This is a genomic window from Pontibacillus sp. ABV4_188 (genome assembly GCF_056311905.1).
In genome coordinates this window covers 2,723,066-2,743,870 of record NZ_CM149975.1, presented here as the reverse complement: position 1 = coordinate 2,743,870, position 20,805 = coordinate 2,723,066, and the positions used below count along the sequence as shown (strand labels likewise).

Annotated in this window: 21 protein-coding genes; 18 read left to right on the top strand and 3 right to left on the bottom strand. The window is 39.2% G+C overall.

Annotation, left to right across the window (positions count from 1 at the left end):
- Nucleotides 1-51 precede the first annotated feature (51 nt).
- The 15 genes from ACYX4O_RS14195 (at nucleotide 52) to ACYX4O_RS14125 (ending at nucleotide 15,189) form a co-directional block, all read left to right on the top strand.
- Nucleotides 52-2,193, top strand: a complete 2,142-nt coding sequence (locus ACYX4O_RS14195; protein ID WP_476351696.1) for an HD family phosphohydrolase — start codon at nucleotides 52-54, stop codon at nucleotides 2,191-2,193.
- Between the two features lie 2 nt (nucleotides 2,194-2,195).
- Nucleotides 2,196-2,663 (top strand): rRNA maturation RNase YbeY, encoded by a 468-nt coding sequence (ybeY, locus tag ACYX4O_RS14190; RefSeq protein WP_476351695.1) that lies wholly within the window; start codon nucleotides 2,196-2,198, stop codon nucleotides 2,661-2,663.
- Nucleotides 2,638-3,009 carry a diacylglycerol kinase family protein gene (locus tag ACYX4O_RS14185; protein WP_476351694.1) on the top strand — a complete coding sequence of 124 codons (372 nt, stop codon included), beginning with the start codon at nucleotides 2,638-2,640 and terminating at the stop codon, nucleotides 3,007-3,009. The genes ybeY and ACYX4O_RS14185 overlap by 26 nt, the downstream gene beginning before the upstream one ends.
- Nucleotides 3,010-3,841: 832 nt before the next feature.
- Nucleotides 3,842-4,744 carry a GTPase Era gene (gene era / locus ACYX4O_RS14180; RefSeq protein WP_476351693.1) on the top strand — a complete coding sequence of 301 codons (903 nt, stop codon included), beginning with the start codon at nucleotides 3,842-3,844 and terminating at the stop codon, nucleotides 4,742-4,744.
- Nucleotides 4,745-4,839: 95 nt separating this feature from the next.
- Entirely contained in the window at nucleotides 4,840-4,986 is a 147-nt protein-coding gene (locus tag ACYX4O_RS14175; RefSeq protein WP_476351692.1) for a YqzL family protein, read from the top strand.
- Nucleotides 4,987-5,012: 26 nt separating this feature from the next.
- Nucleotides 5,013-5,756, top strand: coding sequence for a DNA repair protein RecO (gene recO / locus ACYX4O_RS14170; RefSeq protein WP_476351691.1), 744 nt, complete (start codon nucleotides 5,013-5,015; stop codon nucleotides 5,754-5,756).
- Nucleotides 5,757-6,016: 260 nt separating this feature from the next.
- Complete coding sequence (gene ccpN / locus ACYX4O_RS14165; protein ID WP_476351690.1) at nucleotides 6,017-6,646, top strand: transcriptional regulator CcpN; 630 nt, start codon at nucleotides 6,017-6,019, stop codon at nucleotides 6,644-6,646.
- 19 nt (nucleotides 6,647-6,665) lie between these two features.
- Nucleotides 6,666-7,472, top strand: coding sequence for a pyruvate, water dikinase regulatory protein (locus ACYX4O_RS14160; RefSeq protein ID WP_476351689.1), 807 nt, complete (start codon nucleotides 6,666-6,668; stop codon nucleotides 7,470-7,472).
- A 453-nt stretch (nucleotides 7,473-7,925) separates the two neighbouring features.
- Entirely contained in the window at nucleotides 7,926-9,800 is a 1,875-nt protein-coding gene (gene dnaG / locus ACYX4O_RS14155; RefSeq protein WP_476351688.1) for a DNA primase, read from the top strand.
- Nucleotides 9,801-9,836: 36 nt separating this feature from the next.
- A complete protein-coding gene (gene rpoD / locus ACYX4O_RS14150; RefSeq protein WP_188651484.1) occupies nucleotides 9,837-10,961 on the top strand; it encodes an RNA polymerase sigma factor RpoD in 1,125 nt (374 codons plus the stop codon).
- Between the two features lie 100 nt (nucleotides 10,962-11,061).
- Complete coding sequence (locus tag ACYX4O_RS14145; protein WP_476351687.1) at nucleotides 11,062-11,598, top strand: hypothetical protein; 537 nt, start codon at nucleotides 11,062-11,064, stop codon at nucleotides 11,596-11,598.
- A gap of 101 nt (nucleotides 11,599-11,699) precedes the next feature.
- A complete protein-coding gene (gene cccA / locus ACYX4O_RS14140; protein ID WP_476351686.1) occupies nucleotides 11,700-12,083 on the top strand; it encodes a cytochrome c550 in 384 nt (127 codons plus the stop codon).
- Nucleotides 12,084-12,849: 766 nt separating this feature from the next.
- Nucleotides 12,850-13,560 (top strand): tRNA (adenine(22)-N(1))-methyltransferase, encoded by a 711-nt coding sequence (locus tag ACYX4O_RS14135; protein ID WP_476351685.1) that lies wholly within the window; start codon nucleotides 12,850-12,852, stop codon nucleotides 13,558-13,560.
- A complete protein-coding gene (locus ACYX4O_RS14130; protein ID WP_476351684.1) occupies nucleotides 13,553-14,674 on the top strand; it encodes a Nif3-like dinuclear metal center hexameric protein in 1,122 nt (373 codons plus the stop codon). Before ACYX4O_RS14135 ends, ACYX4O_RS14130 begins: the two co-directional genes overlap by 8 nt.
- Nucleotides 14,675-14,691: 17 nt before the next feature.
- Complete coding sequence (locus ACYX4O_RS14125) at nucleotides 14,692-15,189, top strand: peroxidase-related enzyme (protein ID WP_476351683.1); 498 nt, start codon at nucleotides 14,692-14,694, stop codon at nucleotides 15,187-15,189.
- Between the two features lie 38 nt (nucleotides 15,190-15,227).
- Here ACYX4O_RS14125 and ACYX4O_RS14120 read toward each other — a convergent pair whose 3' ends face one another.
- Nucleotides 15,228-16,175, bottom strand: a complete 948-nt coding sequence (locus ACYX4O_RS14120; RefSeq protein WP_476351682.1) for a 4-hydroxy-3-methylbut-2-enyl diphosphate reductase — start codon at nucleotides 16,173-16,175, stop codon at nucleotides 15,228-15,230.
- Between the two features lie 206 nt (nucleotides 16,176-16,381).
- Between ACYX4O_RS14120 and ACYX4O_RS14115 the strand changes: the two genes are divergently transcribed.
- A complete protein-coding gene (locus ACYX4O_RS14115) occupies nucleotides 16,382-17,710 on the top strand; it encodes a DEAD/DEAH box helicase (RefSeq protein WP_476351681.1) in 1,329 nt (442 codons plus the stop codon).
- A 222-nt stretch (nucleotides 17,711-17,932) separates the two neighbouring features.
- On the opposite strand, the gene ACYX4O_RS14110 is transcribed toward ACYX4O_RS14115, so the two are convergent.
- Complete coding sequence (locus tag ACYX4O_RS14110; RefSeq protein ID WP_476351680.1) at nucleotides 17,933-18,832, bottom strand: deoxyribonuclease IV; 900 nt, start codon at nucleotides 18,830-18,832, stop codon at nucleotides 17,933-17,935.
- A 120-nt stretch (nucleotides 18,833-18,952) separates the two neighbouring features.
- Nucleotides 18,953-19,225, bottom strand: coding sequence for a DUF2624 domain-containing protein (locus tag ACYX4O_RS14105; protein ID WP_476357145.1), 273 nt, complete (start codon nucleotides 19,223-19,225; stop codon nucleotides 18,953-18,955).
- 197 nt (nucleotides 19,226-19,422) lie between these two features.
- Here ACYX4O_RS14105 and ACYX4O_RS14100 point away from each other — a divergent pair, with 197 nt between their 5' ends.
- Nucleotides 19,423-20,130, top strand: coding sequence for a lytic transglycosylase domain-containing protein (locus ACYX4O_RS14100; protein ID WP_476351679.1), 708 nt, complete (start codon nucleotides 19,423-19,425; stop codon nucleotides 20,128-20,130).
- A gap of 192 nt (nucleotides 20,131-20,322) precedes the next feature.
- Nucleotides 20,323-20,790: a hypothetical protein gene (locus ACYX4O_RS14095; protein WP_476351678.1), complete on the top strand. Its 468-nt coding sequence runs from the start codon at nucleotides 20,323-20,325 to the stop codon at nucleotides 20,788-20,790.
- The last annotated feature ends 15 nt before the right edge of the window (nucleotides 20,791-20,805 follow it).

The window sequence follows — 20,805 nt, the reverse complement described above, 5'->3', positions numbered from 1 at the left end:
CCCTTTTTTAAGGGTCTTCTTTCTATGTATAAGATAATGGAGGGGAAATTGGTGAGAAACTGGTGGAATCAGTTCATCAAGGGGAATGTTTTTCAGAATGTGTGGATTACCATTGGAGTATCTATGACCATCCTGGCGCTGGTCATTTTTTTACTTGCTTTTACAAATGTTCAAACGAAAACCTACGATGTAGATAGATTGGATACGGCTAAAGATACGATTCTTTCTCCGATTAATGTAGAAGATAAAGATAAAACGCAGGAAAAACGAGATGAAGCTATGGAATCTGTCGATGATGTATACACCATCAGAAATTTCATCACGAATACCCGTATTAACTACATGGAAGAAATATTTAACGCAGTTGAAGTGATTGATGAGCAAGAGGGATCAGAAAACCAAGTAGATGGAAATGAATCTGATCCTGTAGAAAATGATGTTGAAAAACTTCAATCTATGCTATCTGAAGACATTACAAAGCAAGTTACCCCAGAGGTCCTAGAGCGCTTGCTAGATGCACCAGCTGATCAGCGAAACGTAGCTGAGGAAATGCTTTCTAATGCGGTTAAAGACGTGTTACATTCTGGTGTGCGAGAAGAGGATGTTGCCTCATCTATTGAAATGGTAAAGAATGAGTTACAGTACAAGAGTTTTGATCCTGACCTGAAAGAGGCAGTGCAATCGCTAATAGAGTTTTTGATTGTTCGTAATTCATTTATCGATGAAGATAAAAAAATCCAAGCTCAAAACGAAGCAGCTAATGATGTTGATCCGGTTATGATAAGGCAAGGACAGGTGTTAGTCTTTCAAGGGGAAACGATTTCTAATGATATATATGAACGGTTAAAATTAGTCGGGTTATTAGATGGGAAAAGCAACTGGTATCCTTATTCAGGTCTTATATTATTAATCATTCTTTCTATAGGAGTCCTCCTCTATGAATTAAAAAGAATGAGCAAGACTGACGGTTTGGATAATGGTAAGGTGTTAGCCATTCTGTTTATTAGTATCTTAGTCTTTCTAATGATGAAGCTTGGGAGTGTTTTTCAATCTTCTATTGATGATTTGTATTATGTTGTACCCGTTGCTGCTGGGGCGATGCTGATAACGCTTCTTATACATGAGAGAATGGCTATATTTTTAAGTATTATGTATGCGATTTTTGGTACCATCTTTTTTAATCAGCAAATTCCTGGGACATTAAATGTTGAAGCGGGCATATATTTTATGTTCTCACAACTAGCTGCGATTATATTTCTTCATAATGTAAAAGATAAGACATCCATACTTAAAGCTGGTTTCGGAGTGACGGTTGTGAATATTGCTCTTGTGGTGGTTTTCGTATTATTGACCTACGAGCCAATTTCACTCTCTGGTACTACGATAACGATAGGATATGCGGTTCTGTCGGCATTTTTGTCTTCTGTGCTCACTTTTGGATTATTGCCATTCTTTGAAGCGGGATTGGGCATGCTATCAGATACACTGTTGATCACGTTATCTAATCCAAATCATCCTTTACTTCGAAAGATATTGACGCAAACCCCTGGGACGTATCATCATAGTGTGATGGTTGCGAATTTAAGTGAATCGGCTTGTGAGGCTATAGGAGCGAATGGTTTATTGGCTCGAGTAGGGTCTTATTATCATGATCTAGGTAAGACGAAAGAGCCGCAATACTTTATTGAAAATCAAATGGGGATGAAGAACCCTCATGATCTGATTGAGCCTCAGAAAAGTGCGGAAATTATTATTGGCCATCCTTACACTGGGGCTGAAATGCTACGAAAACATAAGATGCCAACAGAAATTATTGACATTGCAGAACAACACCACGGCACAACGCTTTTAAAGTATTTCTACCACAAAGCGAAACAAGAAAACGAAAACGTCGAAGAAGTGAACTATCGTTACCCAGGGCCTAAACCACAGTCAAGTGAAGCAGCAATAGTGTGTATATGCGATTCAGTAGAAGCGGCTGTCCGATCTCTTAAAACCCCTTCACCAGAAGACATTGAAAACTTGGTTCATTCGATTATCATTGACCGTCTTTTAGATGGACAATTGTCGAATAGTCCTTTAACATTAAAGGACCTGGAACGAATACAAATAGCGATTTGTGAGACGTTACAAGGTATATTTCACTCAAGAATACAATATCCAGAATCTAAAGCAACCGTTAAGGAGGCATAAACATGTACATTGATTTCCACGATGAAACAAACTCTGTAGAAGAAGATTACATTGATTTAATTCAACGCATCTTAGATTTCGCCTCAAACCAGGAGAATGTAACAGATGAAGCCGAGCTATCGGTATCTTTTGTTGATAACAATGAAATTCAAATCATCAACCGGAATTACCGTCAAAAGGACGAACCAACTGACGTCATCTCTTTTGCTATGCAAGAAGAAGGAGACGGGGAAATGAAGATTATGGGAGCAGAAATGCCACTTCTCCTCGGAGATATTGTCATTTCTGTTGACCGAGCAAAGGAACAGGCTGAGGAATATAACCATACTTATGAGCGTGAACTTGGCTTTTTGGCTCTTCATGGTTTCCTACACTTGCTTGGGTATGACCATTTAAATGAAGAGGACGAAAAGAAAATGTTCTCACGCCAAGAGGAAATCTTACATGAGTTCGGACTCAAACGAAGCTAAAAAAAAGAAGTTGATTGGCTTTTCCTTTGCTTTTCAAGGTCTGTGGGAAGTTCTGAAAACAGAAAGAAATTTTAGGATTCATTTATCTGTATCGGCCATTGTTGTTCTTGCTGGCTTGCTTCTTGACTTAGCTGCCTGGGAATGGGTAGCGGTCATTACAATTATGGCAATGGTCATTATATTAGAAATGATTAATTCAGTTATTGAACGAATTATGGATTTCTTATCGCCAGAACAACACCCCCTTGTAGGGGAAATTAAAGACATATCAGCTGGAGCGGTACTCGTTGCCGCGCTGGCTTCTGTTATTATTGCGTGTATTATATTTCTTCCTAAACTATTCTAAGAAGACCTGGGAACTCTTTTTCCAGGTCTTTTTTTATTTGATGGAGACTTGCTCCACAATGGAGCAGTAATCTCGAAGACTCAAAGCCGATACGCTTTATTATAAGTGGGGTCGTTACGTTTATTGAGTGGTAGGGGTGCCTGGGGAACGACTCGCTTTCCGCAGGCGAGCTGTCGAGCCTCCTCACTCACTTCGTTCGCTCCGGGGTCTCGTCGACCTCTTTCTCCTGCAGGAGTCTCCCCGTTCCCCAGACACCCCTTATCAGAAGATGTGTAACGCCCCCTCATCTCGAGTATGGTGGGTTTTCAACAATTCACTCCTTTACATGGCGTGCTTCCGTTCTCTATATATGACAAAGGTGGTTCGGGAAATTGCGAGACTCCTGCGGCAGTGGGAGCCTATCTAGTTCCGGCGTGGAGGACCTAGCGAGACAAGTCATCTTTTTTCCAAAGGCTAAACGCCTTTTCCAAAAAGCTGTCTTGTCCGTACGGTCCTAGGCACCACGCCTGCACTTTTAAGCTAGGGAAGACCCCGCAGAGAGCGAAAGCGTTCGAGGAGGCTTCCCAGCTCGCCGCGGAAAGCGAGTGATTTCCCGAACCACCTTACTCTCAATTTGAGCAAACGGAAGCATTATCTCAACTTCATGGAGAATCCAAATGGGGTGTGGGGAATCGAAATTTCGCATAATTTGTAGTGCGATGAATCCCTTTTGTTTTCTTGTAATTTCGTAACTGCTTTTGTCGATTGCATGAAATGAAGGTAAATTTGTAGTAAAATAGAAAAAAATCAAAGTTGATTTAAGGAATAATCATCTAAGCATGGAGGATACAACATGGAATCAGAATTCAAATCAGGATTTATATCCATCATCGGACGACCTAACGTAGGAAAATCCACATTTATGAATCGAGTAATTGGTGAGAAGATTGCTATTATGAGCGACAAGGCACAAACGACTCGAAATAAGATACAAGGGGTCTATACACAAGACGATGCCCAATTGGTATTTATAGATACGCCAGGAATTCACAAACCAAAACATAAACTAGGGAACTTCATGGTTAATGTAGCTGAACAAAGCTTGAACGAAGTAGATCTTGTCTTATTTATGGTTAATGCTAAAGAAGGTTTTGGGCGTGGAGATGAGTTTATTATTAACATGCTTCAGAAGGTAAAACAGCCTGTCTTTCTTATTGTAAATAAACTAGATCAAGTTCATCCAGATGAGTTAATTAAAATCATTGATGAGTATCGTACAAAATACGAATTTGCAGAGATTGTACCTATTTCTGCGTTAGAAGGAAACAATGTAGATAACTTACTCAAACTAATGGTTGAGAAAATGCCAGAGGGTCCGCAGTTTTACCCGGAAGACATGATTACTGACCACCCTGAACGCTTTGTTATTAGTGAATTAATCCGTGAGAAAGCATTGCATCTAACAAGGGAAGAAGTCCCTCATTCGATTGCCGTTGTGATAGAAGGAATTGAAGAACGTGAGAATGAAAAAGTGAATGTTCAAGCTTCCATTATTGTTGAACGCTCTAGTCAAAAAGGCATTATTATTGGAAAACAAGGCTCTATGTTGAAAGAAATTGGTCAAAGAGCTCGTAAAGATATTGAATCTTTACTTGGTACGAAAATTTATTTAGAACTTTTTGTAAAAGTACAAAAGGACTGGCGTAATCGCTCTAATCACCTACAAGAGTATGGATATCGACAAGACGAATATTAATTTGGAAAATATTAAGGTACATGAGTGTCATGCTTTACGGTCAATCTAAGGTCAATCATACATTTTCTTAATCCAATAGAAAGGTGGGGTTTCTTGTGCTCGACTTTACATGGAAAGTTTTTAGTCAAACAGGAAACATTGAAACCTATTTATTATTGAAGGAACTAGAAACGACTGATAGTGAAGGTTCACAAGCTCGGGAACACAACGAAGAATATGCGGAATTTGATCCACAGTTGTAGAGAAAGAAGTTAGGTGAGTTAAATTGTTGGAAAAGGTAGAGGGGATTGTCATTCGAACAGGTGATTATGGGGAAACGAATAAAATTGTCACCTTGTTCACGCGAGAAAAGGGCAAGATTGCAGTAATGGCTAGAGGGGCTAAAAAACCTAAGAGCCGGTTAACTGCAATAACCCAACCGTTCGTGTATGCATCTTTTCTTGTACAAATGGGCTCAAATATGGGAACGTTGCAACAAGGAGAGGTGCTGTATTCCTTACGTTCCATTAGAGAAGATATCGTGAAAACGGCGTATGCTTCTTATATGGCAGAACTAACTGATAAGCTGCAGGAGCAAAATAAGCCTGATCCGTTTTTGTTTCAGCAGCTCTTACAAACGTTTATTTGGATTACAGAAGATAAAGATCTAGATATTCTGCTATTCATGTATGAAATGAAGATGTTTCGTAAAGGCGGCTTTGCACCTGAAGTTCACCGATGCGTGAATTGTGGGAATGAAGAGGAGCCTTTTTCATTTTCTGTGCAAGAAGGAGGTATCTTGTGTACAAGGTGCCGTCATTTAGATTCTTACTCTTATGGACTTGCGCCAAATCTTTTGAAACTACTCCGTATTTGTCTAGAGGTTGACGTGACAAGAGTTGGGAACATATCCGTCAAACAAGAGAATAAGGACCGTCTTAAACAAATGATATCCGAATACTATGATCGTTATGGTGGTTACTATCTAAAATCGAAAAAGTTCTTAAATCAGTTGGACTGGTTGAAAGATTAGCGTAATGTTTGACATTTGAAGTACCGTTCAGTATTCTATCTAAGCGCATAATAGATAACCATGAAATTAACTCGTCTTTATCCCTCGATGTTAGAGGTATAGGGACGAGGTTTTTCACTTTTTAGGGTTGTGCTTTGATAAGGTGTAAAAAAACCTTTCGCTCTTCTCTAGGTTGGTGGGGAGGACTGTTCTTCCCACTCGATCTAAAATGAGATATAATATTTAAAATAGTATGACACAAAGTAAGAGGTGGTGAAAAGGTGGATTTAACACAGCGGCAAGAACATATTATTGAGATTGTGAAAGAGAACGGTCCTATTACGGGTGAAAATATAGCAGAGCGACTTAGCTTAACAAGAGCAACACTCCGACCTGATTTAGCTATACTGACAATGGCGGGGTATTTGGATGCAAGACCAAGGGTTGGTTACTTTTATACTGGTAAGACGGGATCTGAGCTTCTTACGGAGAAATTAAAAAAGTTTAAAGTCCAAGATTTTCAATCTATTCCCGTTGTCGTGCACGAGAATGTTTCTGTTTATGATGCGATATGTACCATGTTTTTAGAGGATGTTGGAACACTCTTTGTGGTCAATGATCATGCTAAGTTAGTAGGTGTCTTATCTCGTAAAGATTTACTACGTACGAGTATAGGTAATCAAGATTTACGGGAGATTCCTGTTCATATTATAATGACAAGGATGCCTAATGTAACGATATGTTATAAAGAGGATTTACTTTTAGAAGCAGGCCAAATGCTAATCGACAAGCAAATTGATGCATTACCAGTGGTGAAAAATGATGAAGATGGTTATGAAGTAATTGGACGATTAACAAAAACGAATTTAACGAAAGCATTAGTAGAATTAGGTCGTGATGAACGGATCTAAGATGTGAGGAGGGGAAAGAATGGGCAAACCGATTGTATATGTTGTGTCAGACTCTGTAGGAGAGACAGCTGAACTAGTTGTAAAAGCTTCTATAAGTCAGTTTAATAATAGCAACTTTGAAATCCAACGTATTCCTTATATTGAAGATAAAGCTACATTGAAAGAAGCAGTACTTCAAGCGAGAGATCACGAGGCAATGATTGGTTTCACACTAGTCATTCCTGAGTTCCGAGAATACTTATTGCAAGAAGCTAAAGAACATGGTGTAACAGCGATTGATATCATAGGTCCATTTATTGACCAAATCGAAGAACAGTATGGAAAGAAGCCTCGTTTAGAACCTGGTTTAGTGCATAAGTTAGATGAAGATTATTTTAAACGTGTCGAAGCCATTGAATTTGCGGTGAAATATGACGATGGTAGAGACCCAAGAGGAATCTTGAAAGCAGACGTTGTCTTAATAGGTGTCTCAAGAACATCTAAGACTCCATTATCTCAATACTTGGCTCATAAACGCTTAAAGGTAGCCAATGTGCCAATCGTTCCTGAAGTTGATCCTCCTGAAGAGCTTTTTAAAGTAAATCCTTCTAAATGCATTGGCTTAAAAATTAGCGCAGAGAAGTTAAATGATATTCGAAAAGAGCGCTTGAAAGCTTTAGGATTGGACGACCAAGCTACTTATGCTAATATGGAACGCATCCATCATGAGTTAGATCACTTTAATTCTGTGGTTGACCGTATAGGTTGTGATGTAATTGATGTTTCATATAAAGCTGTAGAGGAGACTGCCAATACGATTCTGAATCGTATCCACTCTAAATCTTAAAACAAAACACAGGTTTGTGCGCCTGTGTTTTCTCTTGCATTTATGTCGATATGGTGTAAAAATATCCGCTGTTTTAACAAAAAAATCGTGGTAATTCAATCTTTATTGTATTATAATTGTATTTTGTGAAAAAATGTTTCTATGGTTTGCGTAAGGAAATAGTGGGGAATGGATGCTATGTCCCGTAACTTGTGTAGAAGGAATGACTTTTCAGAAAGTTAAAACTTATTTTCTTAGAGAAGGAATCCTGACAGGAATGTAGAATACATGACTATAGCCGGCATCCTTCTAGGAATTGTCGAAAGATAACTATATGGGAGTCTCTTAGTTCTAAAGTAACGGGGGAGGTCATTAATATCTCACGTTTCTTACGGATCGAAGGGATTACAAAGTAATCGTATGACCTAAGGACTAGTGAGGATTTGTGCAAGACTTGAAAAATCTTGTCGAATATTGAAGGGATTTTATGTTCCTTCTAGAATAAAAAGTAAACATGGTGATTGTATGTCTAACCGCATTCCAGAAAATATCATCGAGGAGATTAGAAACTCCAACGACATTGTAGATGTTGTCGGTGAATATGTTCAACTTACAAAGAAAAGTCGGAATTATTTCGGCCTTTGTCCTTTTCATAATGAGAAAACTCCTTCTTTTTCCGTTTCTTCCGATAAGCAAATCTTTCATTGCTTTGGATGCGGAAAGGGTGGGAATGTTCTCACCTTTATTCGCGAGATCGAAGGCGTTTCCTTTCAGGAAGCGATCCGTATTCTTGCTGATAAAAGTGGCCATCATGTACCAGAACAGGATACTGGTGATCAAGATCAATCTGATCCAAAGCATCAGGAAAACCAAACACTCCTTGAGGCGCATGGCTGGTTAACTAAATTGTACCATCATTTGTTGCGACATACAAAAGAAGGTAAAGATGGATATGAGCATCTAAAAGAAAGAGGATTGTCTGATGAAGTTATTGATGCTTTTCAGTTAGGATTCGCTCCAAACTCTAAAGAATTTACAATGAAATTCTTAGAGAATAAAGGATTCCATCCTCAAACGATGGTTAAAGGAGGCTTGCTCTCATATCGAGAAGATGGTCATTACGGTGACCGTTTTAGAGGCAGAGTCATTTTTCCCATTCGAAACCATCAAGGGAAGACAGTCGCATTTAGTGGACGTAGCGTAAATGGTGGCGAGCCTAAATACTTAAATAGCCCAGAAACGGATTTATTCCAAAAAGGGAAGTTACTTTATAATTTCGATTTAGCTCGTTCAGAGATACGAAAACAAAATGAAGTCGTCTTATTTGAAGGACAAATGGATGTTATATCTGCTTACCAAGGTGGTATTAAACATGGTATAGCCACTTTAGGTACAGCAATCTCAGAGCCACAGGCGAAGTTGATTCGTAGGTATGTGGAACGGGTAGTTGTGTGCTATGATGCTGATAGAGCAGGCCAAGATGCATCTTATAAAGCTGCTAACCTACTGAAAAAAGTAGGGTGTGATGTACGAGTAGCACAAATGAAAGATGGATCAGATCCCGATGAATATATACGGTCATACGGAAGTGAAAGCTTCCGAAAGCATGTACTAGATGCAGCTGTGACGTATATGGGTTTTATGATAAACCACTTGAAGCAAGGGTTTAACTTAAAAAATGAAGGAGATCGGATTCAATACATCGAACGTGTGTTAGATGAAGTCTCTAAAATCAGTAAACCACTAGAGAGGGATCATTATCTTAGAGAACTAGCAGGCGAATATGATCTTTCAATTGATGTTTTAGAACAAGAAATCATAAATCGTCGAAAAAAGCAAGGGCTTGATAAGGATAAGAATCCTGAGACTAGCTATACTAATAATTACAAAGAAGCTTCTACAAAGAAACAGAAATTGCTTCCAGCATTTCATAATGCTGAGCGGCAATTGATTTATTATATGATGCATGATGCCTCTGTGTCTTATAAGGTGCAGGAACAATTAGGCGGAGCTTTTAATTTAAATGAGCATCAGGTCATTGTGACATATCTTTACGCTTACTATGAGGAAGGTTATGAAGCCAACCCTGGACAATTTATTGAACAATTACCAGATGCTTCATTACAAAGTTTAGTAAGTGAAATTGCTATGTTAAAGCTTCAGCCTGACCTTAGTGATGCAGAAATCAATGATTATATACGTGTCATTTCTAATAAAAGAAGTGAACAAGAGAGTATTTCATCGCTTGAGCTGGAACAGAAAGAAGCTGAACGTCAAAATGATCCAGTGAGAGCAGCGCAAATCGCAATGAGGATCATTGAGCTGAAGAAGCAGTTAAAATCTCAATAGTTTGGTATAGAAGGAAGTTTGGAAGGAGGGGGACTCATGGCAGAGCAAAAGCAGCCATCAAGTTCAAAATCAACAGAGAATGAGCTAACCCTAGAACAAGCGAAGGAACAGGTGCTTGAATTAGGGAAAAAGCGTGGTATTTTAGCTTATGAAGAAGTAGCTGAACGCTTATCCAGTTATGAGCTAGATTCAGAAGCCATGGATGAGTTTTATGAATATCTAAGTGATCAGGGTGTCGAAATTATCGGCGACTCTGAAGCAGATCCAAGCATGAAACAACTGGATAAGGAAGAAGAGTTTGATTTAAATGATTTAAGCGTCCCGCCTGGGGTTAAGATTAATGACCCTGTACGTATGTATTTAAAAGAAATTGGTCGTGTGGACTTACTATCTGCTGAAGAAGAGATCAACCTTGCACAACGTATAGAAAACGGCGATGAAGAGGCTAAGCGTCGTTTAGCTGAAGCCAACCTTCGTCTTGTAGTAAGTATTGCGAAACGTTATGTTGGTAGAGGGATGTTGTTCCTTGATTTGATTCAAGAAGGGAACATGGGTCTGATTAAAGCTGTTGAGAAATTCGATTACCGTAAAGGTTACAAATTCAGTACGTATGCAACATGGTGGATTCGTCAGGCAATTACACGTGCTATTGCAGACCAAGCCCGTACAATTCGTATTCCGGTGCACATGGTCGAGACTATTAACAAATTAATTCGTGTACAACGTCAATTGCTTCAAGATCTTGGTCGTGAGCCAATTCCTGAAGAAATCGCAGAAGAAATGGAACTCACACCTGATAAAGTAAGAGAAATCTTGAAAATTGCTCAAGAGCCTGTGTCATTAGAGACTCCAATTGGTGAAGAAGATGACTCTCACTTAGGAGATTTCATTGAAGACCAGGAAGCTACATCACCATCTGATCATGCAGCATATGAGCTGTTAAAGGAACAACTAGAAGATGTTCTTGACACATTAACAGATCGTGAAGAAAACGTTCTTCGCTTGCGCTTCGGCTTGGACGATGGGCGTACACGAACACTTGAAGAAGTTGGTAAGGTGTTTGGTGTTACACGAGAACGAATCCGTCAAATTGAAGCAAAAGCACTTCGTAAATTGCGTCACCCTAGTCGTAGCAAACGATTAAAGGATTTCTTGGAATAGAGTAAATTGATAATGCCATAAACAACTCAGTCATTGTGTACTTAACAAGTGCACAATGGCTGTGTATTTTTTATCCTTGATCCTCAAGGGGTGTAGCCTATTGGAAGACACACGGAAACGAGTTATTGTAAAGGAAATTCAGTACTGGAAAACCCATCAGTTGCTTCCTAAGGAATATTGCGATTTCTTGCTTGCTCTATATACTGAAGGAGAGGAAGATGTAACGTCAGATAAGAAAGCGTTTCCGCATAAATCGTGGTTCACTTTCATCTGTGTAATAATTCTGTTATCACTTCTTCCGAGTTCGGTTCTTGTCATTTATTTTACTGAAATATCCATGCTAATGCAAATTGGTTTACATTTGATTTTTTTCACCTTCACTGCATTTGGATATTGGTATTTTAAGAAGGCAAACTCCATTTATGTACATATTGCAATCATTGTTTTCTTATTAATTTTATTCATATTTTCTGTTTATCTAGTGCAAATAAGTGCTCAACAAATGATTTTGCTTCATATAACGGTTTTATTGAATTGCATATTATGGATTTTTGCAGGTGTTTGGAAGAAAGTGTTTTACCTTATTGCATCAGGTATTATAGGCATTGTAATGTGGTTACTGTTTATATTTTTTTAGAATTAACATCTTTTTCCCTTTTCTATAGTAGCGTTTTCAAGTAAAATATATGTAGTTTGTCCTAACCGTGGAAATGGGGATTACATAAGGAGGAAATAAGCATGAAACGAAACCCAGTTATGCCTTATGCTTTAATTGCTGTACTTGGCTTAACCCTTATGATTATTATTGGTTTTGTAGGTTTAAACCAAATGGATCAAGCGGGGGAAGGTAAAGAAGGCGAAGGGGAGAAAACGGCTGAAGATGGCGGAAGTGGCGATGCAGGTGCTGCTAACCCTGAAGAAATTTATTCTCAAACGTGTGCAGGATGTCACGGGCAAGATCTATCAGGTCAAGTAGGTCCTAACCTTCAGACCATTGGAAGTAAGCTTTCCAAAGAAGATATCAAAGGAATCATTCAAAATGGTCAAGGTGGAATGCCTGCTCAGGACTTGAATGCTGAAAAGACAGAAGCTGTATCAAAATGGCTATCTGAAAAGAAATAACCAAAGAAGAAAAGCTTTCTGCTCTAGCAGAAGGCTTTTCTTTTTTATAGTTGAAAAGCTGTCGGAGATACACGTAACCTACTTAGAGTCTTTCCTAATGAAATGTGGGGTAATCTTGAATACTCGAAGCTATGGGAATGTTTACATTTGCGTTGTTAGAGCGTGAACTGGTTCAGGAAATCACTTGCTTTCCACGGCGAACTGGGGGCTTTCTTAGTCGCATTCGCTTTCTCCCGGCTCTCCTAGCATAAAAGTGCAGGCGTGGTTCCTAAGTCCTCGACTCCGGAACTGGAAAGGCTCCCCCAACCCGACGGAGTTTAGCAATTCTAAAGCCTGTCATAACCTTAATGAGGTGAACGAATCCCCTTAGTTAAGTTGCTCTTAATCCCCCCTAACTCTCAAATATGGCGCGTTTCCGTCTCACACTATTTGGCAAAGGTGGGCCTGGAAATTGCGAGACTCCTGCGGGAGAAAGAGGTAGACGAGACCCCGCAGGGTGGTTTCCCCGAGGAGGCTCGACAGCTCGCCCGCGGAAAGCGAGTGATTTCCAGGCCCACCTTACGCTCTATTCATGCTGACGGAAACGTCTCTATCTATAGGAGAGCATAAATATCCCATCGACGTTTGTCCATATATGGGAGCTTATATAGAACACCTTGACGGGATCGTTTTCTGCCGGAAAAGATGCTAACCTAGAAAATGTCTTGTACTTTTTATTCGTGGTGTGGTAAGACTATTAATAGATTTCAGTAAAGTGGTGAGATAATTGAAACAAACAGAACTTTCGAGAAGATTAAAAGCGGTAGCCTCATTTATCTACAAAGGGGCTACATTTGCAGATATTGGTTCAGACCATGCTTATTTACCTGCTTATGTGTGTGAGCGTGACCCTAATGCTCGAGCTATCGCCGGAGAGGTGAACGATGGTCCATTTCAGTCTGCTCAGTCCCATATCAACAAGCAACAGTTAAATGATAGGGTAACGGTCAGAAAAGGAAATGGTCTTGGTGTATTAAATGAGAATGAAGTTGAACTTGTAACAATCGCTGGAATGGGCGGAAAATTGATTAAGACCATTTTAGAGGAAGGCAAAGAAAAGCTAGGGAAGGTGCAAAGGATTATCGCCCAGCCCAATTTAGATGCTCAAGTCGTTCGTTTATGGTTCTTACATAATGGATATGAGCTTATTGAAGAGACAATTATTGAAGAAGATGGACATATCTATGAAGTCTTGATAGGGGATCGTAGTGAGGCTCCATGGAAGCCTTACGGGGTAGACCGTGAAAAAGAGCTTCTATTCGGTCCTTTTTTGCGAAAAGAACAGTCGGAAGCGTTTATTTCTAAATGGCAAGGGGAAGCTGACAAATTAAAGTTTGTCTTAAATCAAATGAAGCAGGCGAAGCAACCCGATCTCGATAAAGTGAAAGAATTCGAAACCCAATATAATTGGATACAGGAGGAGATCACCAATGAGTAAAGTAGCAACAGGTCAAGATATTATCAAATGGTTTGAAGAGTGGAGCCCTAAGCAGTTAGCCTTTGATGGAGATCCTGTGGGCCTTCATGTCGGGACACTGAATAAGAAGGTAAACAAGGTAATGGTAACGCTTGACGTATTAGAGAACGTAGTTGATGAAGCGATAGAGAATAATGTAGATCTAATCATTGCCCACCATCCATTACTTTTTAAACCTTTAAAACAAGTAAGTCCAGACAATGAAAAAGGTCGGATTGTTCAAAAACTCATCAAACATGATATTACCGTTTACGCTGCACATACGAACTTGGATATAGCTTGGGGTGGCGTTAACGATGCCATGTGTGAAGCGTTAGGAGTACGTGTTAAAGATGTACTAATTGAAACAGAGAGAGAACGCCTTTATAAAGTTGTAGTATTTGTTCCACAAACTCATGAGAATGAAGTGAGAGAAGCTCTTGGAAATGCTGGGGCTGGTCATATTGGAAACTACAGCCACTGTACTTTCCAAACACCTGGGGTTGGAGCATTTAAACCTGAAGAAGGTACTGATCCTTACATAGGTACTCAAGGAGAGATAGAAAAAGTAGATGAAGTACGCATGGAAACAATCGTACCCCAATCAGGATTGAAAACAGTCCTAAAAGCAATGGAAGAAGCCCATCCTTATGAAGAGGTAGCTTACGATGTGTATCCTTTAGAGCTTCAAGGTGAAAAGAAAGGGCTAGGTCGTTTGGCAGAACTAGATGAACCCGTGACGCTTGAATCATTTGCCGAACGTGTAAAAGAAGCCTTTGACGTACCAGCTTTACGTTTAGTCGGGGATAAGAAAAAAATGATAAAGAATGTGGCCGTATTGGGGGGAGATGGAAATAAGTACATTTCTGCTGCTAAACGTAAGGGAGCAGATGTATTTGTAACTGGCGATTTATATTTCCATGTAGCCCATGATGCTCTTGGTATGGGATTAAATGTAATAGACCCGGGACACCATGTAGAAAAAGTTATGAAGAAAGCTGTGCATGATTTTCTTAAGGCGAAATTTGAACAAAAGCAAATTTCAACAGATGTGATAATTTCAGAAGCTCATACAGAACCATTTCAGTTTATGTAAAAGGAGGCATGTGTACTATGCCATGGATTAAACCGGCTAAACAAACTGAGATTAAACAAATGGAAGCACTTAGTCATTTAGAACAACCACTGCCATTATTCAACAGACTTATTGCGAAAAGTCCTTCACTATTAGAAGCGTTTACTCCTGTTCAACAAGCTGTCAAAGAAACGTTTCTAACAGAAGTTCAACGCGAAACGCTTATCACTTTTGTTTCGATGCATAATGGGTGTGAATTTTGTAAGAAAAGTCATAGTCAGTTGTTGATCGAGCTTACAGGAGACAAAGATATACTTTCAAAGCTTTCTTCTTTTGAAGAAGGTTATTTCGATCAGCGAATAACTTTAATGCTACACTATGCACAGAAATTAATAGCTAAGCCTGTTCAAGTGGAAAAGGAAGATGTGGAAGCGTTAAGAAATATAGGTTTATCTGATAAAGAGATCGTAGAAGTGAATCACGTAATTGCCTATACAAGCTACACAAATCAAATATCAATTGGCCTTGGTTTATAAGACAATAAAAAGGATGCCTCAATGGGCATCCTTTTTTGTTAGCTTTTTTTCGTTTTTACTTTAGGAAGAATTTTACGCTGTTCCACTTTAGAAGATCGCTCCCATGTATCTTCATTTGAAGGGTCGAAGTTCTCAATGAAACGGATTACTTCTTTTACTAGCGGAGTTGGCGTAGAAGCACCAGCTGTTATGGCGACATTTTGAACGCCTTCTAACCATTCAAGTTCAATTTCACTAACATCGGCTATTCTGTAAGCTGTGGTTCCTGCTTTCTCTTCCGATACTTGCTGAAGACGGCAAGAGTTGTTACTTCTTGGATCACCTACAACAAGAGTGAGGTCAGCCTCCCCTGCTTGTTCTGCTACTGCTTCTTGACGAACCTGGGTAGCCATACAAATTTCTTGATGGATTTCGGTTTGGGGATACTTTTCTTTTACTTTTTCCATGATATCGTAGACGTCCCACTGACTCATAGTCGTCTGATTTGTGACGAGGATCTTCTCGCTCGTTAATGACAAGTCTTTAATATCTTCCTCATCTTGAATGAGGTGCACGTGACCAGGAGCAACTCCTAGAGCACCTTCAGGCTCAGGGTGGCCTCGTTTGCCTATATATACAATTTCGTAATTCTCAGCAACCATTTCACGAATTAAATCATGTGTCCTTGTAACATCAGGACACGTAGCATCAAGGACGGTTAGTCCTTTTTCTTCGGCCCTTTTTTTCACTTCAGGTGAGACACCATGGGCAGTGAAAATAACAGTTCCCTCATGAATATCTTCTAATAATTCTAAACGATTTTTACCATCTAACGTTACAACGCCTTCGTTCTCAAATGCATCTGTTACGTGCTGATTGTGAACAATCATACCTAAAATATATAAAGGACGAGGTAAGTTTGGATCCTTAGAGGCATTACGAGCTATGACCATAGCGTCAACTACTCCGTAACAATAGCCTCTTGGAGCTATTTTAATGACTTCCATCTTTGTTCCCCCTCTTACTCCTCTTGAGTTCGAAAATATCATATCTCCCTCATATTATAAAGGGAAATGGGGCAGAATACAAAGTTAGACCATTCTTTGAGATAGAAGCCACTAAAAATCCTTAAGTGTAGCAGGAGTAAAGATGGTATAATAGAGAGAACTCTACTATAATGAGAAAGCAACAGCGATCGAAAAGGAGTACGAATATGACAGTTCAAACATTTAAATCAATGGCTCTTACGAAAGAGATGATTGATATGGTGGATCAGTTAGGTTTCCATGAGCCTACACCGATTCAAAAGAAAGTAATCCCTTCCGTTTTACGAGGAGAAAGTTTAATTGGACAATCACATACAGGGTCAGGGAAGACTCATTCTTATCTCATCCCTTTATTAAATGGAATAGATGTTTCGCGTAAAGAAGTTCAAACCGTAATTACCGCTCCTACAAGGGAGCTTGCGACCCAAATTTATGATGAAGTGCGTAAAATGGTGCAGCTATCTGAACACCGAGATGCTCTAAAGGCCAAGCTTCTAATAGGCGGGACTGACAAACAGAAAACGATAGACAAATTAAAAGATCAGCCTCACATCATAGTCGGTACACCAGGGCGGATCCTTGATATGGTTCAAGAAGAAGCTCTTGACGTCTATACAGCCTCTTCTTTTGTAATTGATGAAACTGATTTGATGTTCGATTTAGGTTTTATTGAAGATGTCGATCAAGTGTTGGTTCGTATGCAAGCTGATTTACAGTTGCTCGTATTTTCTGCGACGATTCCTGTCAAACTAAAGCCATTTTTGAAAAAGTACTTGGAGAATCCAACTTATATTCAAGCTGATGAAGAGAAACCTTCTCCGGAGAAGATGGAGCATCGCCTCATACCACTGCGCCATAGAGATAAAGCAGATATGATAATGAATATTACAAAACTAATCCATCCTTATTTAGCTATTATATTTGCCAATAAGAAAGAACGGGCAAATGAATTAGCACAAGAACTGATGGATAAAGGCTTAGAAGTTGGGGTTATTCACGGTGGTTTAACACCGCGTGAGAGAAAGCGTGTAGTTAAAGATATTAAAAACTTGCGCTATCAGTATATTGTGGCAACCGATCTTGCTGCTCGCGGTATTGATATTCAAGGTGTTAGTCACGTTATCAATGCTGATCTACCGAAAGAAGAAGAATTTTATATTCACCGTGTAGGTCGTACTGCCAGAGCTGGACTTGAAGGAACAGCGATCAACCTTTACACGGAAACTGATGAATCTCTTATTAAGAAATTGGAGAATTCAGGCTTAACGTTTGATAGTTACGATATTAAGAAAGGTGAATTCGTGCCTGTTAAAGATCGGAATCAGCGTTCGACACGTAAAATTGATGAGAACGATACAGATAAAGAAGCATGGACACGCGTAAAGCGACCGAAAAAAGTGAAGCCTGGTTACAAGAAAAAAATGAAATACCAGCAAGAACAGATTAAAAAGAAATTAAATAAACAACAAGCTAGGCAGCGAAATAAGAAAAGATAGTTTTATTTACTAAAAAAGCACCAAATTGCTAATGCAATTTGGTGCTTTTGTTTATTCACGTAAAACCAGTCCCTGCTTGAATGTGATGGTTTCCTACAATGCTATATAAAAATATCGCAATTTAGGTTTAAAGTCACATCATAAAGGTAAGTAAGTATAAAAGCATGGGAAAATATTAAAAACCATCATTTTGCGCAGATAGCAAAATAATGGTTTTGTTTATTACGACTGTAGTAATTCAGATCGCCAATCCGTAAAGGTTTGATTGCGTAAGCTCTCAATTTCATATTGATAAGGAGGTTTCTTGTTCTTTTTATCCTCACCTACATAAGGCGTTTCAAGGATTTTAGGTCGATCAGAGAGCTGTGGATGATGAACGATATAATTTAAAGCGTCAAATCCGATATGTCCATAACCGATATTCTCGTGACGGTCTTTCCCTGCCCCGCGCTCGTTTTTACTATCATTGATATGAAGAACTTTTAGGCGATCTAGTCCTATTGTTTTATCGAAATGGTTGAGGGTACCGTCAAAATCGTTAACGATATCGTAACCAGCATCATGTGTGTGACAAGTGTCAAAACACACGGACAAGTGTTCATTGTGCTTAACCCCGTCAATGATTTTAGCGATTTGTTCAAAGTTGCGACCGATTTCGCTCCCTTTTCCAGCCATGGTTTCAAGGGCAATTTGACATGTTGTATTAGGATGGTTCTCAAATACTTCATTTAAGCCTTTGATAATTTGATTGAGTCCTACTTCTTCACCTTGGCTGACGTGAGATCCTGGGTGTAAGACAATTTGAGATGCTTTTTGCAGGGCTTCTACTCGTTCAATTTCATTTGATAGGAAGTCAACGCCAAGCTCATATACGTGTGGTTTAACGGTATTACCTATATTGATAATATAAGCGGCGTGAACGACTAGCTCGTCGATGTTATGTTGGCTCATATGTTCAAGGCCTGCGTCTATATTTAATTCTTCAATGGCTTTTCTTTTTGTGTTTTGAGGGGCACCAGTGTAGACCATGAATGTATTGGCTCCATAGGATGCAGCCTCTTCACTTGCACCTTGAAGCATTTTCTTTCCACTCATGGAAACGTGTGATCCTAGCTTTAGCATGCTTTGTCAGCTCCTTATTAAACGTATAAGAATACAATATTTGCAACTTATACTACTATAAATAACTTGGCGCTGTTGGTCAAATAGAATACAAAAAGAAAAACGCCTTTATACAAGGCGTTAAAACCAGTGTGAAAGTCCGTTTTCTTTAATCATTTCCTGGAAGATCTTATTTACCTTTTGAGCCGTTTTAGGATCCGTAATCTGAGCTAATTTTTTTAATGCTTTCATTCGATCTTTTTCGTCTAATGGATTAAGATTTGAACTTTTTAAAAAGGCTACAATCTCAGTAGCTTGGCTTTTCGTTAGGGGGACATTGAATTGACGGCTTTGTTCTAAGAGATCGTGAACAGACAGGTCTCTAATTTTTTGTTTTACTACTTGTGAGATCACTTTTTTCAAAACATCACCTCATTTGCGCAGTGCTATACATAGTAGCCTATGAGCATTGAATAGGAAATGTGTTAAAAAAGATGGATGTATTTGGATTTGAAGTGTTTTTATTGCATTTCAATATAAGTGTCGTTAATATAGTTTAGGTCCTTTCGACTCATCACTTATATAGAAAATTTAAAAGAGGAGGGGATTTTGTGGATCGTGCAAGACCTTATGTTCAGCTACTTTTAGTTTGTTTATATATTACTTTGTTCTTTATTGTTGTTATGTATTTTTACGGAGAACAAACAAAAGAGCTCCAAGCAAAAAATGAAAACCTGCAAGCGCAGGTTAAAGATTTAGAATCCCAAAATCAGTACTTAAACGCTATGCCTACTGAGTTTAAAGAAAAAAATGGATATGACATGTGGCCCGAACTTGAAAAAACTGCCGATCGGATGGTTTCAGAAAGTGAGGGAGAATTTAATAAATCCTGGGCTCTATACTTAGCAAGAGAATCAAAACGCTATGATATCAATCCTTATCTTGTATATGAATTGCTAAAAGTCGAGACAGGTGGTACGTTTGATCCGACCCTTGTAGGGCCTGAAACTAAGTATGGACATGCTTATGGCATGGCTCAATTTATGACCAATACAGCACCATGGATAGCGGATATGGGGGATCTACCTTATAAGAAAGAACTTCTGTTTGATCCTTATTATGCTATGCAATTATCACTAATCTACCTTGATTATCTTCACCATGAGTATGGCAATTGGGATGAAGCCTTAACTGCCTACCACCGAGGCATGGGAGGATTAGAAAAATATAAAGAAGAGAATGGGCATGCTGAAAGTTGGTATGCTGTTGAAATACAGCAAAAAGCAAAAACGCATGATGCGGTTGCTGTAGCACCTTAATATGGTTAGAAAGAGTCCTTTAGAGGGCTCTTTTTTTGATGAAAGAGAGAGCTTTGTTGGTGGTGAACGGTAAAGGTATGGGAACTTTCGGCTTTTAAATTAGGTACCTGACTCTTGAAAAATGTACCATCATAGTTCTTCCTGATTTCTCACAAGCTAAGTGTGCACCTCTACAGAAAGCGAGGGATGTATATGGAATATGAAGATAAGCATAAAAAAGAAAACCATGATCATAAAGAACACGTTGAAGAAGGCCCTCAATACGGGGATGAAAAAGAGAGTGAGATGAAAAAGATTGATGATGGTCAATCTTACGATGAAGCTTATAATGAAGTAGAGGTAGCTGATGGTGGAGTTTACGCCGGAACCGGGGACGTAGAATTCGCTCAAGAAGCAGCGATTGATGCTAATACGGTTCGTGAACCGATTAAATCTGACGAGAAAGAATCTGATATGGACAATGATGTTCATGCAGGTATGGGATGGTTAGCGGTAGTTCTTTCAGTTGTCTCTTTCTTCATCTTACCAGTAATTCTTGGGGCTGCAGGGATTATTGTCGGATTTATGGCAAGGCGCAGAGGAGCAGAGACGCTCGGGAACACTGCGATTGTCGCTGGGGCTATATCTGTAGTTCTCTCTCTTGTATTTGCTCCATTTTAAAAAAAAGCTGGCCAT